Origin of the sequence: Roseobacter sp. OBYS 0001, from assembly GCF_019654895.1 — a bacterium.
In the GTDB taxonomy this organism is placed as follows: Bacteria; Pseudomonadota; Alphaproteobacteria; order Rhodobacterales; family Rhodobacteraceae; genus Roseobacter; species Roseobacter litoralis.
The window spans coordinates 64,457-83,068 of record NZ_BPES01000006.1 but is presented as its reverse complement, the minus strand read 5'-3'; the positions used below and the strand labels follow the sequence as shown (position 1 = coordinate 83,068).

Here is an 18,612-nt window from a genome sequence, read left to right as displayed (position 1 = left end):
CGTTAAACCATATATGGGTCATCCAAACCCATTTTGCCAAGTATTTTAGCCTCGACACCCTGCATTAGCTTGGCATCAGGGTCACGAATATGGTCGTACCCCAATAAGTGTAATGTTCCATGAACGATCAAATGCGTCACATGGTCTGCCAACGGCTTGCGCAGATCAGTCGCTTCGCGCAGGCATGTCTCATAGGCGATGGCCACATCCCCCAATGCCAACACGCCGGTTAAATCCGCAGTCGGCGGTGCGGGCACGGCACCAGCAATCACCGGCGCCAGATCAACGGCAGGCCAGCTCAGCACATTGGTCGCAGTTGTTTTTTCACGAAAATCAGCGTTCAGAAGTGTGATGCGCGCATCGTCACAGGCGAGATACGAAACCTCCGCAGCTTCCAGATCAAGGTTCAGGGTGACGGATGTCGCGCGCAGCGCCTCAAGTACCAGCACATCAAGGTCCAAGGCGCTCCAGCGGTCATCTTCGATCAATACGTCAATATCCATGCGCCATTCCCTGACCCCATTGGCAAAACGCGTGTTTCACGCCTTGGGGGTTGGATCAGCCTCATAGGCTTCGATGATCGCAGCCACCAGCGGATGGCGCACAACGTCTTTTGAGGTGAAATAGTTGAAACTGATCTTGGGGATCGCCTTCAGCAGGCGTTCCGCATCCGCCAACCCCGAGGCCGTCCCGCGCGGCAAGTCAATCTGCGTGCGGTCCCCGGTAATCACCATACGCGACCCCTCACCAAGACGCGTCAGGAACATCTTCATCTGCATGGTGGTCGCATTTTGCGCCTCATCCAGCACCACAAAGGCATTCGACAGCGTCCGCCCGCGCATGAAGGCAAGCGGCGCAATCTCGATCTGCTTTTCCTCGATCAGCCGCGCCAGCTGCTTACCCGGCAGAAAATCGCCCAACGCATCGTAAAGCGGCTGCATATAGGGGTCGACCTTGTCTTTCATGTCACCGGGCAGAAAGCCCAACCGTTCCCCCGCCTCAACAGCAGGACGTGACAGGATGATTTTATCCACCTGCCCCGATAAAAACATCGACACCCCAACGGCCACGGCAAGATATGTCTTGCCCGTACCCGCCGGGCCAATGCCAAAGGCCAGTTCGTTCTCGAAAAGCGATTGAACATATGCTTTTTGCGCGTCCGTACGCGGCTCAACACGTTTCTTGCGGGTCTGGATCTCAATGCGGTTGCCGATGGGCATTTCCAGCTGATCCCCATCTTCAGGCACCGCAACCTCTTCAAAGGGGCCCATGCGCAACTCACGATCGACATCACCCGCTTCGACCGCGCGACCGCTTTCCAGCCGCGTGTAAAGCGCGTGCAGAACGCGAATCGCATCGGTAGAGGCATCATGGCTGCCGACGACAGCCAGTTGATTGCCACGCCGCACGATCTGAACGCCCAACGCCTTTTCCACCTGCGCGAGGTTTGCGTCATACGGCCCGCACAGGTCGATCAGCAGGCGATTATCGGGGAATTCAACTGTGCCACCGGGTGCGGCGGTCAAAACATCAGTCGCGCTTGGGTCACTGGGCGGCAATAGCTGCTCCTAACGGGGTACGAGTCGGCACGACGGTGCCAATTCCTTGAGACCAACGCAAGCGCTGCCTGTACGATTATCCGGCAAAGCCACACAAAAATGTTGATTGAGGTCAGCTAAGCGCCACCGCAGCTAGCGAGTTGCGTTTCGCCTCGACAATGCGAACCGGTAAAATGTCACCGATGCGCGCATTGCATTGATCCACGTGCACCGCATGCAGGTATTCGGATTTGCCCACCATCTGCCCGTCAAAGCGGCCGGGCTTTTCAATCAAAACGCTGACATCACGCCCCACCATCGACTGCTGGATGTCCTGCTGCTGGCGCGTAATCAGCGCCTGAATGCGCTGCAACCGCTCATCCGCCTCATCAGGGTCGACCTGCGCGCGCTCTGCGGCGGGCGTGCCGGGCCGTGTGGAGTATTTGAATGAATAGGCATAGCCATAATTTACCGCCTCGATCAGATCGAGCGTGGCTTGAAAATCCGCTTCTGTTTCCTCAGGGAAACCAACAATAAAATCCCCGGACAGCAGGATATCGGGCCGTCCGGCGCGAATACTTTCGATGAGGCGCAGATAGCTGTCGGCGGTGTGACTGCGGTTCATGCGTTTGAGGATTCGATCAGACCCCGATTGCACCGGCAGGTGCAGATAGGGCATCAGCTTCGGGCAATCGCGGTGTGCTTCGATCAGATCATCCCGCATGTCGTTGGGGTGCGAGGTGGTAAAACGGATGCGCTCCAACCCGTCGATATCATTGAGCGCCCAGATCAATTGCGCCAGCGTTTGTTCGTTCCCGTCTGCACCCGCGCCATGATAGGCATTCACATTCTGCCCCAGCAGGGTGATTTCGCGCACGCCACGCTCTACCAGATCGCGCGCCTCGTCCAAAACGCGCGTGACGGGTCGACTGACCTCCGCACCCCGCGTGTAGGGCACAACGCAAAAGGCGCAGAATTTGTCGCAGCCTTCCTGAACGGTCAAAAATGCCGAGGGCGCGCGCCGCGCTTTGGGGCGCGCCTTGAGCTCTTCGAATTTGTCCTCGGGTGGAAAGTCGGTGTCGAGCGCCTTGTGACCTTCGCGCAGGCGCGCTTCCATCTGTGGCAAGCGATGATAGGACTGCGGCCCCACAACCAGATCAACCGCCGGCTGGCGGCGCATGATCTCTTCCCCTTCGGCCTGTGCCACACATCCGGCCACACCGATCTTCAGGTCAGGATTATCTGCTTTGAGCGATTTGAGGCGCCCCAGTTCCGAATACACCTTTTCTGCGGCCTTTTCACGGATGTGGCAGGTGTTGAGCAGAATCATATCCGCATCTTCCGCGGTCTTTGTCTCAACATACCCTTCAGCGACCAGCGCCTCGGACATGCGCTCGCTGTCATAGACATTCATCTGACAGCCGTATGTCTTTATGAAAAGCTTCTTGGGCGCAGTCATGGCAGGGATCCGATCAGTGGGGTGTTGCGCGGCTGGATACCAGTCTCTGCGAAAGCTTGCAATGCAACTCGCTTGTCTCAACGTCACGCGATTTGATGGCACACCTTTGGTCCGCTCGACCTGCGCGCCGCATTAGTCTTGTCTGCGCGGCAAAAGCCCGGAACTGCGGCAGGATGGGGCGTCAGGGTTTGCGACGCAGACGGATAACCACATCGACAGAGGCGATCTCCGCCCCCTCAGGGGCATCGGGCAGTTGCGCGATCACGAGGTCTTCTGACGGGGCATCTGTCAGGGTTGCATCATCTTCCCAATAAAAATGCGGATGATCATGCGTGTTGGTGTCAAAATAGCTTTTTGACCCATCCACGGTGACTTCCTGCACCAGACCCACATCACAAAAGGCCCGCAGGGTGTTATAGACTGTTGCCAAAGAAACTGCCTCGCCCTGCGACTTGGCCGCGTCAAACAGGCTTTCAGCCGTCACGTGACGGTCCTGACCATCGCCGATCAGCAATGCCGCCAGCGTCACGCGCTGGCGCGTCGGGCGCAGACCAGCGGTTGCCAGCCATTGTGCTCCGGTATCATGTTGCGCGTCGTTCATGAGTGCCTCTTTGTACGAACCTCTTCTATATAAAGGGCTTTGCGAATGATTTTCAATTGGAAAGACACCCCCGCCGTTCAGGAAAACCACGGGTGTCGCATATAAACATGCCGCATCCGCACTCTTGCAGGACCCGCAAACACGATGCTAGAGGGGGTCGACCCTTAGAGACGCCGAGCAGGAGACGCGCCAGTATGGCCCAATACCCGACCAGTTTCGACAAAGAAGCCCTGTTAAAATGCGCCCGCGGCGAGCTTTTTGGCCCCGGCAACGCACAATTGCCCGAACCACCCATGCTGATGATGGACCGCATCACGGACATCTCTGAAGATGCGGGTGCGAACGGAAAAGGACATGTTGTCGCAGAATTCGATATCACTCCTGATTTATGGTTTTTCGACTGCCATTTCCCCGGCAACCCGATCATGCCCGGGTGCCTTGGCCTTGACGGGCTGTGGCAACTGACCGGTTTCAATCTGGGCTGGCGCGGTTGGCAGGGGCGCGGTTATGCCCTTGGTGTCGGCGAGGTAAAGCTCACCGGAATGGTGCGCCCGGATCGCAAGATGCTGACCTATTACGTGGATTTCACCAAGGCGATCCAGTCCCGGCGCTTGACAATGGGCGTGGCCAATGGCCGTGTGGAAGCAGATGGGGAAACCATCTACCAGGTTACAGATATGAAGGTTGCGCTCTCCGAGAGTTGAGGCAGAGCCGCTATTAATAAAGGAGTGCGCCATGCGCCGTGTCGTCGTGACAGGTCTGGGCATCGTCTCATCCATCGGAAACAACGCAGAAGAAGTTCTGACCTCTCTCAAGGCGGGCACCAGTGGCATTACCGCAAGCCCTGAGATGAGCGAGCATGGCTTTCGCAGCCAGATCGCCGGGACGCTCAAGATTGATGTGACCGAACACATCGACAAACGCACGCTGCGTTTCATGGGACCCGGTGCTGCCTATGCCTATATCGCCATGGCGCAGGCCATCGCGGATGCCGGGCTGGACGAAGACACCGTGTCCAACCCGCGCACGGGGCTGGTGGCCGGATCAGGTGGCCCCTCCACCAGCGCGATGCTGACGGCGCATAATGTCGTCGCCAAAACCGGCGCTACAAAACGCATCGGTCCCTTTGCCGTCCCAAAGTGCATGTCCTCGACCGTAAGCGCAAACCTCAGCACCGCGTTCAAGATCAAGGGCGTAAACTATTCGATTACGTCAGCCTGTTCGACCTCGCTGCATTGTATCGGCAACGCGGCTGAGCAGATCATGCTCGGCAAGCAGGACGTGATGTTCGCAGGCGGCGGCGAGGAACTCGACTGGACCCTGTCCTGCCTCTTTGACGCGATGGGCGCGATGAGCAGCAAATATAACGACACGCCTGAACAGGCCAGCCGTGCCTTTGACGCCAACCGCGACGGGTTTGTGATTTCGGGCGGTGGCGGCATTGTGGTGCTTGAAGAACTCGACCACGCCTTGGCACGCGGTGCTACGATCTACGCCGAAGTCACGGGCTATGCGGCAACCTCCGACGGGCACGACATGGTCGCTCCTTCCGGGGAGGGCGGCGAGCGCGCGATGCGTTTGGCACTAAGCACACTGCCCGAGGGGCGCAAGGTCGGCTATATCAACGCGCATGGAACCTCTACGCCAGTGGGTGACGTCGGCGAGATTGAAGCGGTCCGCCGTGTCTTCGGCACAGGCACCACCCCGCCGGTCAGTTCAACCAAATCCATGACGGGTCACGCACAGGGTGCCGCCGGCGCGTTGGAGGCCATCTTCAGCCTGCTGATGCTCAAACATGACTTCATGACCAGATCGATCAACGTAGAGACACTGGATCCCGCGCTGACGCCCGAGGAAATCGTACTGGAACGTGTCGACAACGCCGGGCTTGATTCCGTCATGACCAATTCGTTCGGGTTTGGCGGCACCAACGGGTCGATGATCCTGTCGAAATATCTGGGATAGGAGAAAATCATGTCAGGTCTTTTGGCAGGAAAACGCGGGCTGGTCATGGGCGTCGCGAACGAGCGTTCGATCGCATGGGGCATCGCAAGATCGATGGCGGCTGCCGGTGCGGATATGGCCTTCACCTATCAGGGCGACGCCTTTGGATCGCGCCTTGCCCCGCTCGCGGCCTCTGTCGGGTCGGACTTCATGGTCGATGTGGACGTCACAGACGACGCATCCTTGGACAACGCCTTCGAACAACTGTCGGCGCGCTGGCCGACAATGGACTTTCTGGTGCACGCCATCGCATTTTCGGACAAATCCGAACTGACGGGCCGTTTTCTCAACACCAGTCGTGAGAATTTCAAACAGACGATGGACATCAGCGCCTATTCGTTTCTGGAGGTGGCACGTCGCGCGCACCCCCTTATGGTCGAAAATGGCGGTACGTTGATGACGCTGACCTATCAGGGCAGCAATACCGTTGTGCCCAACTATAACGTCATGGGTGTGGCAAAGGCCGCGTTGGAAAGTGCCACACGGTATCTGGCGAACGACCTTGGCCCCGAAGGCATCCGCGTGAATGCGATCTCTCCCGGCCCAATGAAAACCCTTGCCGGGGCGGCCATTGGCGGTGCGCGAAAGACCTATAAACACACCGACCAAAACGCCCCTCTGCGCTCAAACGCGACGTTGGACGCGGTGGGCGGCACGGCTGTCTATCTCGCGTCAGATGCTGGTGCCTGCACCACCGGCGAAATCATACACGTTGATGGTGGGTATCATATCCTCGGGATGCCACAGGGCGAGAACCTGTAAACGCTCATGCCGCGGCACAGCCGTACCTGACGTACACGCGCGATGTTTTGCCTGTCCCTATTGGCCCAAAAATGCGCCTGAAAACGCATGAACAAGAGTTTATTGCATGCCGCAGTTACCCGACCTCGCGCTAAGTCCCGTTTGCGCGCTTATCGTGGGCGTGATCCGGCACGTCTGATGCCTCCGCGCCTGTGGTTGGCGTTACACCCGTGCGGTGGTGTCCGGCATGCGTTGCCTGCGCAGATCCGGCCTGCGCTGTCAGATCCAGCTCCATCAGACGGTCTGTTTCCCAGACCTGTATGGCATCGGCGACCTTAGCGGGCATCACAGCCGACCGGGTATCCGCCGCGGCATCAACTTTCTGCTCAGACATCAGCGCAACCTTGTAAATCACAAAGACTGCAGCAATCGTGAGCAAACATCCCCCGACCCAGGCACAAACGAAGGCCATCAACCACCCAGTACCACTGACCTTGAGGGCAGCCAGCAGGCCGACAGTGAGGGCAATGTCCAAAAAGATAACCTGTAGCGCGTTCATAACAGGAGCATCGCTCGTTCGGGAGGTTTCGTAATCCATAAGAATTTCTCCTTCAGGAACGCAAAAAAGGCCCTAGTTAAACGCTACACTCCGTCTCATTATGGTTAGATGCACCCCGCATTTCGTTCAAGTGACTACAGAATTCATAATTAACACTTTGTCAGCGGTATGCGGGATATCAATTCATGCCGCATCTATGCGCATCAACTCGATATCAAACGTCAGGTCTTCGCCCGCGAGCGGATGATTGGCATCCAATGTCACCGTCGCGTCATCGACCTCAACCACGCGCACCGGCATTGACTGGCCATCCGGCGTCTGCATTTCCAGTGTCGTCCCTATGTCCAGTGGCAAATCCGGCGGAATGCCTTCGCGCGGAACAGCCTGCCGCATTTCAGCTTTCAAGGGACCGTAAGCCTGATCGCAGGCAATTTCGACTTTCTTCTTGTCGCCCACGCTCATGCCCGGCAAGGCCACATCAAGGCCGGGTATGATCTGGCCTGACCCGACAATGAATTCCAATGGGTCGCGGCCATCTGAACTGTCAAACGTGCTGCCATCCAACAGCGTGCCAGTATAATGAATAGCGACTGTATCGCCCGTCTTGACGTGGGTCATTTCGTCTCCAGTGTTCTGTGTGGGGGTGTGTGGCGAAGGCCGCGTATCTGCGCAGGTTCTTCTGTGTCGCCCCCACATTGAACATCTCTTTGAGATCAGTAAACCCGAAAACCAGTCCTTTTCGCCCTTTTACAAAGCGGCGGCCCGTGACACTCTGCACCGGGATAGCGGTAAAGGAATGTGCAGATGGCCATTAAGACATGTGTTTTTGATGCCTACGGCACACTTTTCGATGTCGCTGCAGCCGCGCGACAGGCGGCCTCTGAACCTGATTTCAATCATATCGCCGACAGTTGGCCGGTTCTGGCTGAAAACTGGCGGCAGAAACAATTGCAGTACACATGGCTGCGCGCTGTTGTCGGGGCACATGATGACTTTTGGACCATCACCCAAGAAGGACTGGACTGGGCCTTGGAAAAATCCGGGCATGCGCAGGATACAGCATTGCGCGAACGCCTGTTGGCGCTCTACTGGGAACTACAGAGCTATCCCGAAGTACCGCTGATGTTGGCCACGCTGAAAGAGGCGGGGCTGAACACAGCAATCCTGTCCAACGGCTCGCCCGACATGCTTGCCGGTGCGGTTCAGTCAGCAGGTATCGAAACCTTTCTTGACGACACTTTGTCGGTTGAATCAGTAGGCGTGTTCAAACCGGATGCGCGGGTCTACGATCTGGTGCTCAAGCGGTTTGGCGGCGATCTTGATGAGGTTCTTTTTGTCTCGTCCAATGGCTGGGACGCCGCATGTGCCTCAGGCTACGGGTTTCAAACCGCATGGGTCAACCGCGCGAACGACCCTGTAGACAGGTTGCCGTGGCGCCCGGAACATGTGTTGGATGATTTGCAGAAAATCCCCAAAATTGCAGGTATATGATGCCGAAGTTCACAACCTCAGACGGGCTTTCCCTCTATTACACGGACGACGGAGACGGCTTGCCGATCCTTTGTTTGTCGGGGCTGACACGCACGTCAAAGGATTTTTCCTACGTGACACCGCACCTCGGTGGGACGCGGTTGATCAAACTTGATTACCGGGGACGGGGCAATTCGGATTGGGACACAAACTGGGCGAATTACAACCTCTTGATTGAAGCCCGCGACGTGATTGAATTGCTCGACCATCTGGCGTTGGATCGCGTGGCGATCCTGGGGACGTCGCGCGGCGGACTATTGGCAATGGGTCTGGCCTTCGGCGCAAAGGAACGGCTCTTGGGCGCGGCGCTGAATGACATCGGCCCGGTGATTGAGCCAAAAGGACTTGATAACATCATGGGCTATATCGGACGGGCCCCCAAAGCGGTCAGCCACCTGACCGCTGCGCGTCTGCTTGAGCAGAACATGACCGGGTTTTCGGACGTTCCTTTGACCCGGTGGATGGAAGAGGCGATCAAACACTATACCCGCAGCGGCAGCGGTTTGGACATTACCTATGATCCAAAGCTGCGCGACGCGGTGGAATTGCAGGGGGCACAGGCGACACCCGACCTTTGGCCTTATTTCGATGCATTGTCTGGCCTGCCGCTGGCATGTATTCGCGGCGAAAATTCCGATCTGTTTTCGCATGAAACCCTGAAAGAGATGAAAAACCGTCGCCCGGACATGATTTCAGCCACAGTGATCGGACGGGGACATGTGCCGTTTCTTGATGAGCCGGAATCGGTTGCGGCACTGCAAACATGGGTTGAGGCGCTCAAGTGAACATCGACGCAATTCGGGCCGCAAATCAAAGACTAGAAGGACATGTGCGGCGCACGCCGTTGCTGTCCTCACCCAATATCGACGCAATCGCAGGACGTCGTGTTTTGGTCAAGGCCGAGTGCTTGCAACAAACCGGCAGCTTCAAATACCGTGGCGCGCTGTCCGCGATTTCGGCCCTTGATGCGCATGCGCGCAAACGGGGCATTATCGCCTATTCGAGCGGCAATCACGCGCAGGGCATCGCCTTGGCAGCCCGGCAATTTGGCGCCCCTGCGGTCATTATTATGCCACAGGACGCACCGCGCACGAAGATTGAGAACACGAAACTGCTCGGTGCGGAGATCGTTCTGTATGACCGCGTTGCAGGCGAAGACCGGGACGCCATCGGTGCTGCGTTGTCAGAGGAGCGTGATCTCACCCTGATCAAGCCTTTTGACAACCCGCAAGTGATCGCAGGTCAGGGCACCGCCGGGCTGGAGATCGCAGCACAGGCGACAGCGCTGGGGGTGGACACAGCCGAAGTGATCGTCTGCTGCGGTGGTGGAGGATTTGCCTCCGGCATTGCGCTGGCGCTGGAGGCGGACGCCCCGGGCTACCGCGTGCGCCCGGCAGAACCTGCCGATTTCGATGATATGGCGCGGTCTCTCGTTGCGGGTGAGCGTTTAAGCAACGCGAAAACTTCCGGCAGTATTTGCGACGCCATCATCTCTCCCACACCGGGCGTTCTGACCTTTCCCATCCTGCAAAAACTGGCAGGCCCCGGGATTGTCGTGACAGATGACGAAGCACTGCACGCCATGGCCTTGGCGTTTGCGCACCTCAAGGTCGTGGCCGAACCCGGTGGTGCCGTTGCACTGGCATCGGCCTTGTTTCACGCCTCAGAAATTGACGGCGACACAGTGATCGTCACGATCTCAGGCGGCAATGTCGATGCTGATGTTTTTCAAATGGCCTTAAGCCAATATGGTGACCTCTCGTGACCGACCTGCGCATTTTGACCCGCCTGACGGGGTGCTGCGTATGAAAATGGCGCGGCTTGGTGATATTTCAGTGCATTACCGGGTGGATGGGCCCGACGATGGGCCACCGGTTGTCTTTGCCAATTCGCTGGGCACAGATATGCGGCTTTGGGATCCCATTCTGCCGCTTTTACCAAACGGCTTGCGCATCATCCGCTACGACAAACGGGGCCATGGGCTGACGAGTTGCCCGCCGGGTCGGTATGCGATGGGTGCGCTTGTCAAAGACGCTGAAAACCTGCTGGATCATTTGCAAGTTACGAACTGCGTTTTCGTAGGGCTGTCGATTGGCGGGATGATCGCGCAGGGCCTTGCGGTCAAACGGCTCGACCTGATGCGTGCCATGGTCCTGTCTAACACCGCTGCGAAAATCGGCACGCCAGAGTTGTGGGATGCACGGATCGCAGATGTTGAAAGCGGGGGCATCGAAAAACTTGCGGATGCCGTGATGGAGCGGTGGTTTTCAGCCCCCTTCCGCGCGCAGCCCGAACTTGCGCTTTGGCGCAACATGCTGACACGGCAGGAAGCCGAAGGGTATATCGGATGTTCAGCCGCCATTTCAGGGACCGATTTTTACACGCCCACCAGCGGGCTGCGTCTGCCGACGCTGGGCATCGCCGGGTCCGAGGATGGCTCAACGCCCCCTGACCTCGTGCGCGAGACGACAGACCTGATCCCGGGCAGTCAGTTTCACCTGATCAGAAAGGCCGGACACCTGCCTTGCGTTGAACAACCCGAGGAATTCGCGCGCGTCCTGACGGGTTTTTTGCAGCAGGTCGGTCATACTGCGGGGCCGGATGGCTGATATCTTGCTGATCCACGGGTCTTGTCACGGGGCGTGGTGCTGGGACAAATTAATCCCCCACCTCAGCGCCAAGGGTCACACTGCACGCGCCATCGACCTGCCAAGCCACGGCGATGATAAAACAGCTGTGGAAGCGGTCACCCTTGATCATTATGCCCGTGCCATTGCCGAGAACTGCGCGGATCACACGACGCTTGTTGGCCACTCGATGGGGGGCTATGCAATCGCAGCAGCGGCAGAGCGCATTCCGGAACAGATCGCGCAGCTGATCTATCTATGTGCCTATGTCCCGCAAAACGGCATGACCCTTGCCCAGATGCGCAAGAAAGCGCCCCGCCAGCCTCTCCTGCCCGCTGTTCGCATGGCACCAGATGGGTTGAGCTTTACAATCGACCCTGAGATGGCCCCCGACATCTTTTATCACGACTGCACGCAGGGTGACGTCGAATTTGCCCTGTCTCGGCTCTGTCCTCAGGCGGTTGCACCGACGAATGTGTCTTTGGCTGACATGTCGGCCGTTGAAAAACTACCCCGCTGCTACATTCGCTGTATGGATGACCGCACCATTCCACCCGAGTTTCAGGTGACCATGACCCAAGACTGGCCCGCTATCTCTGTGCGCCAAATGAACTGCGGACATTCTCCATTTTTTTCAGACCCTGAAACTCTCGCCACCCATATTGATAAGGCGATCCGAGGATAACCGATGGCCGCAAGCGTTTTTGACAGCCCCCTTTACAGTAAACTCTTTCCCGTCGGTGAGACGGGCCGCCTGTTTTCAGACACCGCCGCGATCCGCGCGATGCTGCTGGTTGAAGGCGCATTGGCCAAAGCACAGGGCACATTAGGCATCATCCCCGAAACAAGCGCGGCCGCCATTCATCGCGCCTCGCTTGAAATTCAGATTGACCCCGGCGCGCTGGCCACATCCACAGGGCAGAACGGCGTGTGCGTCCCCGGTCTGGTGGATGCTTTTCGCGCTGAGATGAACGCACCCGAACATGCGCAATTCGTCCATTGGGGGGCCACATCGCAGGACATCATCGACACAGCACTGATGTTGCGCTTGCGTCAGGCCTTGGCGCTTGCGGAAAGTGACCTGCAGGCGTTGTTGTCCCGGCTGGCGGGCGCCGCAGAAAAACATGGCATGACACCCATGGCCGCCCGGACATATGGGCAGATCGCCACCCCCACAACCTGGGGGGCTGTCGTCTCGCAATGGGGCATGCCACTGGCCGACGCGCTCAGCGCCTTGCCCCGGCTGCGCCAATCGAGCCTTTTCGTATCGCTCTCTGGCGCGGCTGGCACATCCGCCGCACTGGGCACGCAGGCCCCTGAACTACGCCGTGCGCTGGCAGAGGGGCTGGGGCTGCAGGATTCTGAAAGATCGTGGCATACTGATCGCACGCCCCTGTTGCGGATCAGCGACTGGCTGGGGCACGTATCTGCCATACTAGGCAGTATGGGAAGCTGTCTGAACGGGCTGGCCGCCAGTGGGATTGACGAGGTTCGTTTTGACAACCCCGGTACGTCCTCCACCATGCCGCAAAAGCAAAACCCGATTGACGCCACATCGCTTGTGGCCCTTGCCAACCAGTCATCGGCCTTGCGCGCGGGCATGACCTCCGCCGCGCAGCATCAACACCAACGCGACGGCACCGCATGGTTTACCGAGTGGATGCTGTTGCCACAGATCGTCCTGACGACCGCATCAGCCTTGCAGATCGCCACAAGGCTGGCGGGCGAAATGCAGCCAAACGTAGCGCAGATGCAGGCGGGTTTGGAAACCGGCAACGGGCTGATCCACGCCGAAGCGCTGAGTTTTGCCTTAAGCAAAGACATGCCTCGACCTGCGGCGCAGGCGGCCACCAAAGCGCTTTGTGCCCAAGCAGTGGCCGAGGGCACGTCCCTGCCCGCCTTGGCACTTGCGGCTTACCCGGACTTGCCGCCAAGCCTCTTTCAAAGTCAGCTTCAGCTTGGTCAGGCCGCTACTGAGGCGCGGGCTTTCGTCACGCGCGTCAGAGGCATTGGTAAGTGAAACCCGCCGTCGTTTTCATTCTCATCACAATGATGATTGATGCGATGGGCATCGGGCTGATCATCCCCGTTATGCCCGATCTGTTCCAAGAGGTTGGCGCGGGTGATCTTGGCACGGCAGCCCTCTGGGGCGGGATATTGGCCACTGCATTTGCGGTCATGCAGTTCTTCTTTGGGCCTGTGATCGGCGGGCTGTCTGATCGCTTTGGACGCAGGCCTGTACTGCTGTTGTCACTGGTTGTGATGATGCTGGATTACCTTGTAATGGCGCTGGCCGGCAGCATCTGGCTGTTGCTGATCGGGCGCATGATCGGCGGGGTGACGGCTGCAACGCAGGCAACGGCGAACGCCTATATGGCGGACATTTCTGCCCCCGAAGACCGCGCCGCAAATTTCGGCCTGATCGGTGCTGCCTTTGGCGTCGGCTTTGTGCTTGGCCCGTTGATTGGCGGCCTGCTGGCAGAATTCGGGACCCGCGCGCCGTTTTATGCCGCCGCCGCCTGCGCCGGGCTGAATGCGATTTTCGGCTATTTCGTGCTCAAGGAGACACTGCCCGCCAGCAAACGGCGCCCTTTCGAGTGGCGACGCGCCAACCCTTTCGGCAGTTTTCGCCACCTCAGCAAGCTGCACGCGCTGGGGCCTTTCCTGATCGTATTTTTCCTCTATCAGGTGGCATTCGCCGTTTACCCCGCGATTTGGTCTTTTTTCGGGAAGGAGCGTTTTGGCTGGGAACCTGCGACCATCGGGCTGAGCCTTGCGCTGTTCGGCATCATGATGGCCATCGTGCAGGGCGGTCTGATCCGGCCCGTCATGCGTCTGCTGGGCGCGCGTGGCACGGTCGTGTACGGCCATATCTTTGATATCTGTGCGTTTTTGGCCCTCGCCTTTGTCACCAGCGGCACCGTCGCCCTCATCCTGACGCCGCTTGCCGCCCTCGCCGCGGTGATCACACCCGCCCTGCAAGGTATCATGTCCAAATCTGTCGGACCCGACGCGCAAGGCGAATTACAAGGCGCACTTACTTCGCTCAGCGCGCTGGCAATGATCCTGTCGCCACTGGTCATGACCGGCACTTTTGCAGCCTTCACCGGTCCGGATGCACCAATATACGCACCCGGCGCACCCTTCATTCTATCGGCTGGACTGATCGCAATCGGTTTGGCCATTTTTGTGATGCGCGGACGAAGCGCGTCGTTTTCATGACGACAACTGTTGGATTTCGTCGTGTTCGGGCTTGCACACGACCCGCCATTTAGTAACGCTGGCCAGACAGTCATGAAAAGCGCCGGGGACATCACCAGATCATGCAAAAAGTAAAAGCTGCCGTGTGCCACGAATTCTCAGCGCCTTTGGTGATTGAGGACATCTTGCTGCGCGCGCCTGAACGGGGCGAAATCGAAGTCACCCTTGACGCCGTCGCGATTTGTCACTCCGATATTTCATTTGCACAAGGCGCGTGGGGGGGATCGCTGCCAGCCGTCTATGGACATGAAGCAGCCGGGCGCGTCAGTGCCCTGGGCTCCGGCGTTACAGGCCTGAACCTCGGCGACAGCGTTGTCGTGACCTTGATCCGTGCCTGTGGCACCTGCTGTAGCTGTGCAGGCGGCAAACCGACGCTCTGCGACACACCCTATGACGGGGATGCGGGGCCGATCACAACCGCTGACGGGGGTAGGCTGCATCAGGCGATGGCCACCGGAGGTTTTGCTGAAAAAGTCGTTGTTGATCAAAATCAGGTCGTGAGAATTGACCCCGATGTGCCCAAGGACGCGGCCAGTCTAATCGCTTGTGGCGTCATTACAGGTGTGGGGGCCGTGGTGAACGCTGCGGGCCTGCGCGCCGGGCAGGACGTCGTTGTCATTGGTGCCGGAGGTGTCGGATTGAACGCGATACAAGGGGCGCGGATCGCCGGGGCGCGCCGCATCGTGGCTGTCGACATGAGCGAAGACAAGCTGGAAACAGCCAAGGATTTCGGCGCGACACACGGCGTTCTGGGCACAACAGACAAACCGTGGCGCGCGGCATTTGAGGCCTTGGGCGGGCGCGGTGCGGACGCCGTCATCGTCACTGTCGGTGCGATCCCCGCCTACGATCAAGCCCCCCGTTATCTTGCATCCGGGGGCAAGGTTGTGATGGTCGGTATGCCGCATTCCGGCGCCAAATCCAGCTATGAACCGGTTGTCTTGGCCGCGGTGGGTCAGGGGATGATCGGTTCAAAAATGGGTGATGTGGTGATCCAACGGGATATCCCCTGGATGGTCGACCTTTATCTGCAGGGGCGTTTGAAACTGGATGAGCTGATCTCGGGACGCTGGTCTTTGGATCAGATCAACGAGGCGATTGCAGATACCAAGGCGGGTGCCGCGCGACGCAATGTGATCGTATTCGACACCTAGCGGGTCAGCCAAGAGGGAACAGAAATGAAGCTGAAAGACCTCGACGTTATCGTCACGGCCCCACCGGCACCCGGCTGGGGTGGGCGATACTGGATTTTGGTGAAGGTGACCACAGACAACGGCATCACAGGCTGGGGCGAATGCTATGCCTCAAGCGTCGGACCAGTTGCGATGCGCGCCGTGATCGAGGATGTCTTTGCCCGCCACATGGCAGGCGAGAACCCCGAAAACATAGAGCTCATGTTCCGCCGCGCCTATTCTTCCGGTTTCACGCAGCGCCCCGATCTGACGGTCATCGGCGCATTTTCCGGGTTGGAAATCGCCTGTTGGGACATTCTGGGCAAGGCGCGTGAACGCCCTGTTTATGCCCTTCTGGGCGGTCGCATGAACGATCGTATCCGCGCCTACACCTATCTTTATCCGCTGGCGCATCATGATCCGTCAGCTTTCTGGAGCTCTCCGGAAATGGCCGCTGAAACCGCCGTCGCGATGGTTGAGAAAGGTTACACCGCGCTCAAATTCGACCCTGCAGGCCCCTATACGATGCGCGGCGGGCACATGCCTTCGATGCGCGATATCGCGCTGTCCGTGGCCTTTTGCAAAGCCATCCGCGACGCTGTGGGCGACCGGGCGGACCTGCTATTTGGCACCCATGGTCAGTTCAGCACCGCCGGGGCGATCCGTCTGGGTCAGGCGCTGGAACCCTATAGCCCGCTGTGGTTTGAAGAGCCGATACCGCCTGACGCTGTTGAGGAGATGGCGAAAGTTGCGCGCGCTGTCCGAATTCCCGTGGCGACCGGCGAAAGGCTGACGACCAAGGCCGAGTTCGCCCCTGTGCTGCGCGCGGGTGCGGCGACGATCCTGCAACCCGCATTGGGGCGTGCGGGCGGCATCTGGGAGATGAAAAAGGTCGCCGCCATGGCGGAGGTCTATAATGCACAAATGGCACCGCACCTTTATGCAGGGCCGGTTGAATGGGCCGCCAACATCCATCTGGCGGCGTCCATTCCAAATGTGCTGATGGCGGAGTGTATCGAAACGCCCTTCCATGACGCGCTGATCAAAGGCGCAATCCGGGTCGAAGGCGGCTTTGTCACGCCGCCGGAGACGCCCGGTCTGGGCATCGACGTTGACGAAGAGTTGGCCCGCACGCATCCATATAATCAGGACGCTCTGCACCTTGAGATGCGTGAAGCGCCTTGTGATTACGTGAATGGCAATAATTTTCAGGGGGGCGCGCCCACGCCGGATGGCAAAATGGATTAGGACCAGATTAGGTTCGTGCGGCCTCGAACGCGGCCCAGACATCTTCGAAGTCCTCAAAACTCAAGCGTCTGCCTTTCACCGCGTCGAATATGATCCGCTCGGAGCGCATGAGCGTGGCAATCGCCCCTGCCAGATCAGGGATCACATCCGGCGGGATGACAAGCGCGCCATGACGATCCGCATGCACCAGATCGCCGTCCGCAACGCTCAGGCCAAAGATCTCCACTGGCTCTGCGATATCGACCACATGCACGAACCCATGGCTCGGCCCGATGGAGCCTGCCACCACCGGATATCCGTCCGGCATATCGCCAAGATCCCGCATCACACCGTCGGTCAGCGTGCCCGCAAGACCAAAGCTTTTGTGGATATTCGTGTTGATCTCACCCCAATAGGCCCCGATGGCATTTGGCACATCCAGATCCTGCACAACGGCCACCGCAGGCCGCGGCCCCGTCGCCATATGTTTGTAATAGGCCATGCGCCGCGCTTTGATCACCTCGGACGCTTCGCTTGGCGGTTCCACCGCTTTGATGCGGGCCGTGCGCGCAAAACCGACCATTGCCGGGACATCCGGATGCGAGGCGATCATGGTTTGCCGGGTGAACGCGTTGAAACCACGCTTGCCTTGCGCCACTTCGATGGCGTTGCAGACCGTGGGGGTGTCCACCTCTGTCAGCAGCTTGTGCAGCGCCGCATCCATCAGCGCGCGGCCGCAATCGCGGCCCCCTCTGACAAGGCTGCCAACTTCGCAAAAGCGATGTCCGGATCCACCGCCCCAAACCCCGCAAAGGTGCCAAACCCGCAATCGGACCCCGCAATGACCCGATCCGCGCCCACAATGGGCGTAAACCGCTCAATCCGCTGCGCGACAACCTCCGGATGTTCGACAAAATTGGTTGTGGTATCGACAACCCCCGGCACCAGCACCTTGTCGTCCGGTATGTCTGACTTGCGGTCGCGAAACACTGTCCATTCATGCGCATGACGCGGGTTTGACGTCTCAAACAGCAGGTATTTCGCCTTGGCGGACATCAAGGTATCAAACACCTTGTCCATGCCGATGTCGCAGACATGCGGACCCTCGTAATTACCCCAACAGATATGGATGCGCACCCTGTCCTGCGGCACATTCGCCAGCGCATGGTTCAGCGCCTCGACGTGGCTTGCGGCGATCTTGACGAACTCCGCGTCTGACAGGTCATTGAACAGCATATGGCGCGACAGCGCGAGGTCCGGGCAATCCAGCTGCAGATCAAGACCGGATGCAACAATCGTTTCGTATTCATCGCGCATCGCATCGGCAAGTGCCGCGAGATAAGCGTCACGTGTCGCATAATGCGCATTCTGCAAGAACAGCGAAATCACACCGGGCGAGGCCGCATTCATGAACCCGCGCGTTACCCCCTGCTGCGCCATGGCAGATTTCAGGTTTGCGATGTCCTTTTGCAGCTCGCCCTGCCCTTTGGATTTCACCTCACCGGTGCACATGGGACGGGCGTATTTCGGCGTGCCGCCATCATCCGCGAGCCGCTTAAGAAAGGTCGGGAACTGCTTGAGATCAGCGGGCGCATTGCGCGGACTGTCCCCGGAAAACCCGGTGTAGCGGTCCTTGACGTAAGTCGCATAGGAAATCTTCGACGTTTCGCCATCACTGACGATGTTCACGCCCGCCTTGACCTGTTTTGCCACGGTTTCGGAGACCGCGCGCGTCATCGCAGCATCAAAAGCGCTGGCATCATAGGTTTCGCCGCGTTCACGGGCGAAGATGAAATCCACCACTTCCTGACTGCGCGGCAGGCTGCCCACATGTGTTGTCTTGGTCACTGTACTCTCCCTTTTTGCGCCACAGCGGGCACCTGCGCTGTGCGA

The 18,612-nt window shown here is 58.7% G+C and carries 20 protein-coding genes; 12 read left to right on the top strand and 8 right to left on the bottom strand.

Going from position 1 to position 18,612, the window contains the following annotated elements; all coding sequences use genetic code 11:
• Positions 1–2: 2 nt before the first annotated feature.
• The 4 genes from ybeY to irr all read right to left on the bottom strand — a co-directional run bounded on the left by ybeY (position 3) and on the right by irr (position 3,598).
• Entirely contained in the window at positions 3–503 is a 501-nt protein-coding gene (ybeY, locus tag K5Q35_RS13600) for an rRNA maturation RNase YbeY (RefSeq protein WP_220799948.1), read from the bottom strand.
• A gap of 36 nt (positions 504–539) precedes the next feature.
• On the bottom strand, positions 540–1,559 hold the full coding sequence (locus K5Q35_RS13595; protein WP_013960481.1) for a PhoH family protein: 1,020 nt from the start codon (positions 1,557–1,559) through the stop codon (positions 540–542).
• 112 nt (positions 1,560–1,671) lie between these two features.
• Positions 1,672–2,997 (bottom strand): tRNA (N6-isopentenyl adenosine(37)-C2)-methylthiotransferase MiaB, encoded by a 1,326-nt coding sequence (miaB, locus tag K5Q35_RS13590; protein WP_220799947.1) that lies wholly within the window; start codon positions 2,995–2,997, stop codon positions 1,672–1,674.
• Between the two features lie 181 nt (positions 2,998–3,178).
• Complete coding sequence (gene irr / locus K5Q35_RS13585) at positions 3,179–3,598, bottom strand: Fur family transcriptional regulator Irr (protein WP_220799946.1); 420 nt, start codon at positions 3,596–3,598, stop codon at positions 3,179–3,181.
• 194 nt (positions 3,599–3,792) lie between these two features.
• On the opposite strand from irr, the gene fabA reads away from it, so the two are divergent.
• From fabA to K5Q35_RS13570, 3 genes are read left to right on the top strand one after another with little or no spacing between them, the layout of a single operon-like run.
• Complete coding sequence (fabA, locus tag K5Q35_RS13580) at positions 3,793–4,302, top strand: bifunctional 3-hydroxydecanoyl-ACP dehydratase/trans-2-decenoyl-ACP isomerase (RefSeq protein ID WP_013960478.1); 510 nt, start codon at positions 3,793–3,795, stop codon at positions 4,300–4,302.
• Positions 4,303–4,333: 31 nt separating this feature from the next.
• The gene (gene fabB, locus K5Q35_RS13575; RefSeq protein WP_220799945.1) at positions 4,334–5,563 is read left to right on the top strand and encodes a beta-ketoacyl-ACP synthase I; all 1,230 of its coding nucleotides are present in this window, start codon (positions 4,334–4,336) and stop codon (positions 5,561–5,563) included.
• A gap of 9 nt (positions 5,564–5,572) precedes the next feature.
• On the top strand, positions 5,573–6,364 hold the full coding sequence (locus tag K5Q35_RS13570) for an enoyl-ACP reductase (RefSeq protein WP_220799944.1): 792 nt from the start codon (positions 5,573–5,575) through the stop codon (positions 6,362–6,364).
• 130 nt (positions 6,365–6,494) lie between these two features.
• On the opposite strand, the gene K5Q35_RS13565 is transcribed toward K5Q35_RS13570, so the two are convergent.
• Together K5Q35_RS13565 and K5Q35_RS13560 are read right to left on the bottom strand one after the other, a co-directional pair.
• Positions 6,495–6,941, bottom strand: a complete 447-nt coding sequence (locus tag K5Q35_RS13565) for a hypothetical protein (RefSeq protein ID WP_220799943.1) — start codon at positions 6,939–6,941, stop codon at positions 6,495–6,497.
• A 144-nt stretch (positions 6,942–7,085) separates the two neighbouring features.
• Entirely contained in the window at positions 7,086–7,520 is a 435-nt protein-coding gene (locus K5Q35_RS13560) for a peptidylprolyl isomerase (RefSeq protein WP_013960474.1), read from the bottom strand.
• A gap of 186 nt (positions 7,521–7,706) precedes the next feature.
• Here K5Q35_RS13560 and K5Q35_RS13555 point away from each other — a divergent pair, with 186 nt between their 5' ends.
• The 9 genes from K5Q35_RS13555 (at position 7,707) to K5Q35_RS13515 (ending at position 16,740) form a co-directional block, all read left to right on the top strand.
• Positions 7,707–8,393, top strand: coding sequence for a haloacid dehalogenase type II (locus K5Q35_RS13555; RefSeq protein ID WP_013960473.1), 687 nt, complete (start codon positions 7,707–7,709; stop codon positions 8,391–8,393).
• On the top strand, positions 8,393–9,217 hold the full coding sequence (locus K5Q35_RS13550) for an alpha/beta fold hydrolase (RefSeq protein WP_220799942.1): 825 nt from the start codon (positions 8,393–8,395) through the stop codon (positions 9,215–9,217). Before K5Q35_RS13555 ends, K5Q35_RS13550 begins: the two co-directional genes overlap by 1 nt.
• A complete protein-coding gene (locus K5Q35_RS13545; RefSeq protein WP_220799941.1) occupies positions 9,214–10,197 on the top strand; it encodes a threonine/serine dehydratase in 984 nt (327 codons plus the stop codon). The genes K5Q35_RS13550 and K5Q35_RS13545 overlap by 4 nt, the downstream gene beginning before the upstream one ends.
• A 40-nt stretch (positions 10,198–10,237) precedes the next feature.
• Positions 10,238–11,041, top strand: a complete 804-nt coding sequence (gene pcaD, locus K5Q35_RS13540) for a 3-oxoadipate enol-lactonase (RefSeq protein ID WP_220800026.1) — start codon at positions 10,238–10,240, stop codon at positions 11,039–11,041.
• A complete protein-coding gene (locus K5Q35_RS13535; RefSeq protein WP_220799940.1) occupies positions 11,034–11,744 on the top strand; it encodes an alpha/beta fold hydrolase in 711 nt (236 codons plus the stop codon). The genes pcaD and K5Q35_RS13535 overlap by 8 nt, the downstream gene beginning before the upstream one ends.
• Before the next feature lie 3 nt (positions 11,745–11,747).
• Positions 11,748–13,079 (top strand): lyase family protein, encoded by a 1,332-nt coding sequence (locus K5Q35_RS13530; RefSeq protein ID WP_220799939.1) that lies wholly within the window; start codon positions 11,748–11,750, stop codon positions 13,077–13,079.
• Entirely contained in the window at positions 13,076–14,281 is a 1,206-nt protein-coding gene (locus K5Q35_RS13525) for a TCR/Tet family MFS transporter (RefSeq protein WP_220799938.1), read from the top strand. Before K5Q35_RS13530 ends, K5Q35_RS13525 begins: the two co-directional genes overlap by 4 nt.
• 101 nt (positions 14,282–14,382) lie before the next feature.
• On the top strand, positions 14,383–15,474 hold the full coding sequence (locus tag K5Q35_RS13520; RefSeq protein WP_220799937.1) for a Zn-dependent alcohol dehydrogenase: 1,092 nt from the start codon (positions 14,383–14,385) through the stop codon (positions 15,472–15,474).
• A 24-nt stretch (positions 15,475–15,498) separates the two neighbouring features.
• Entirely contained in the window at positions 15,499–16,740 is a 1,242-nt protein-coding gene (locus K5Q35_RS13515; RefSeq protein ID WP_220799936.1) for a mandelate racemase/muconate lactonizing enzyme family protein, read from the top strand.
• A 7-nt stretch (positions 16,741–16,747) separates the two neighbouring features.
• Here the strand turns inward: K5Q35_RS13515 and K5Q35_RS13510 are convergent, their stop codons facing one another.
• Both K5Q35_RS13510 and K5Q35_RS13505 read right to left on the bottom strand, forming a co-directional pair.
• The gene (locus K5Q35_RS13510; RefSeq protein WP_220799935.1) at positions 16,748–17,443 is read right to left on the bottom strand and encodes an RraA family protein; all 696 of its coding nucleotides are present in this window, start codon (positions 17,441–17,443) and stop codon (positions 16,748–16,750) included.
• A complete protein-coding gene (locus K5Q35_RS13505; RefSeq protein ID WP_220799934.1) occupies positions 17,443–18,567 on the bottom strand; it encodes a cobalamin-independent methionine synthase II family protein in 1,125 nt (374 codons plus the stop codon). Before K5Q35_RS13505 ends, K5Q35_RS13510 begins: the two co-directional genes overlap by 1 nt.
• Positions 18,568–18,612: the final 45 nt, after the last annotated feature.

Bases quoted from the DNA above. Each gene is read 5' to 3' on its own strand.
- ybeY (WP_220799948.1), bottom strand. From the start codon at position 503: ATGGATATTGACGTATTGATCGAAGATGACCGCTGGAGCGCCTTGGAC.
- miaB (WP_220799947.1), bottom strand. From the start codon at position 2,997: ATGACTGCGCCCAAGAAGCTTTTCATAAAGACATACGGCTGTCAGATG.
- irr (WP_220799946.1), bottom strand. From the start codon at position 3,598: ATGAACGACGCGCAACATGATACCGGAGCACAATGGCTGGCAACCGCT.
- fabA (WP_013960478.1), top strand. From the start codon at position 3,793: ATGGCCCAATACCCGACCAGTTTCGACAAAGAAGCCCTGTTAAAATGC.
- fabB (WP_220799945.1), top strand. From the start codon at position 4,334: ATGCGCCGTGTCGTCGTGACAGGTCTGGGCATCGTCTCATCCATCGGA.
- K5Q35_RS13570 (WP_220799944.1), top strand. From the start codon at position 5,573: ATGTCAGGTCTTTTGGCAGGAAAACGCGGGCTGGTCATGGGCGTCGCG.
- K5Q35_RS13565 (WP_220799943.1), bottom strand. From the start codon at position 6,941: ATGGATTACGAAACCTCCCGAACGAGCGATGCTCCTGTTATGAACGCG.
- K5Q35_RS13560 (WP_013960474.1), bottom strand. From the start codon at position 7,520: ATGACCCACGTCAAGACGGGCGATACAGTCGCTATTCATTATACTGGC.
- K5Q35_RS13555 (WP_013960473.1), top strand. From the start codon at position 7,707: ATGGCCATTAAGACATGTGTTTTTGATGCCTACGGCACACTTTTCGAT.
- K5Q35_RS13550 (WP_220799942.1), top strand. From the start codon at position 8,393: ATGCCGAAGTTCACAACCTCAGACGGGCTTTCCCTCTATTACACGGAC.
- pcaD (WP_220800026.1), top strand. From the start codon at position 10,238: ATGAAAATGGCGCGGCTTGGTGATATTTCAGTGCATTACCGGGTGGAT.
- K5Q35_RS13535 (WP_220799940.1), top strand. From the start codon at position 11,034: ATGGCTGATATCTTGCTGATCCACGGGTCTTGTCACGGGGCGTGGTGC.
- K5Q35_RS13530 (WP_220799939.1), top strand. From the start codon at position 11,748: ATGGCCGCAAGCGTTTTTGACAGCCCCCTTTACAGTAAACTCTTTCCC.
- K5Q35_RS13520 (WP_220799937.1), top strand. From the start codon at position 14,383: ATGCAAAAAGTAAAAGCTGCCGTGTGCCACGAATTCTCAGCGCCTTTG.
- K5Q35_RS13515 (WP_220799936.1), top strand. From the start codon at position 15,499: ATGAAGCTGAAAGACCTCGACGTTATCGTCACGGCCCCACCGGCACCC.
- K5Q35_RS13510 (WP_220799935.1), bottom strand. From the start codon at position 17,443: ATGGATGCGGCGCTGCACAAGCTGCTGACAGAGGTGGACACCCCCACG.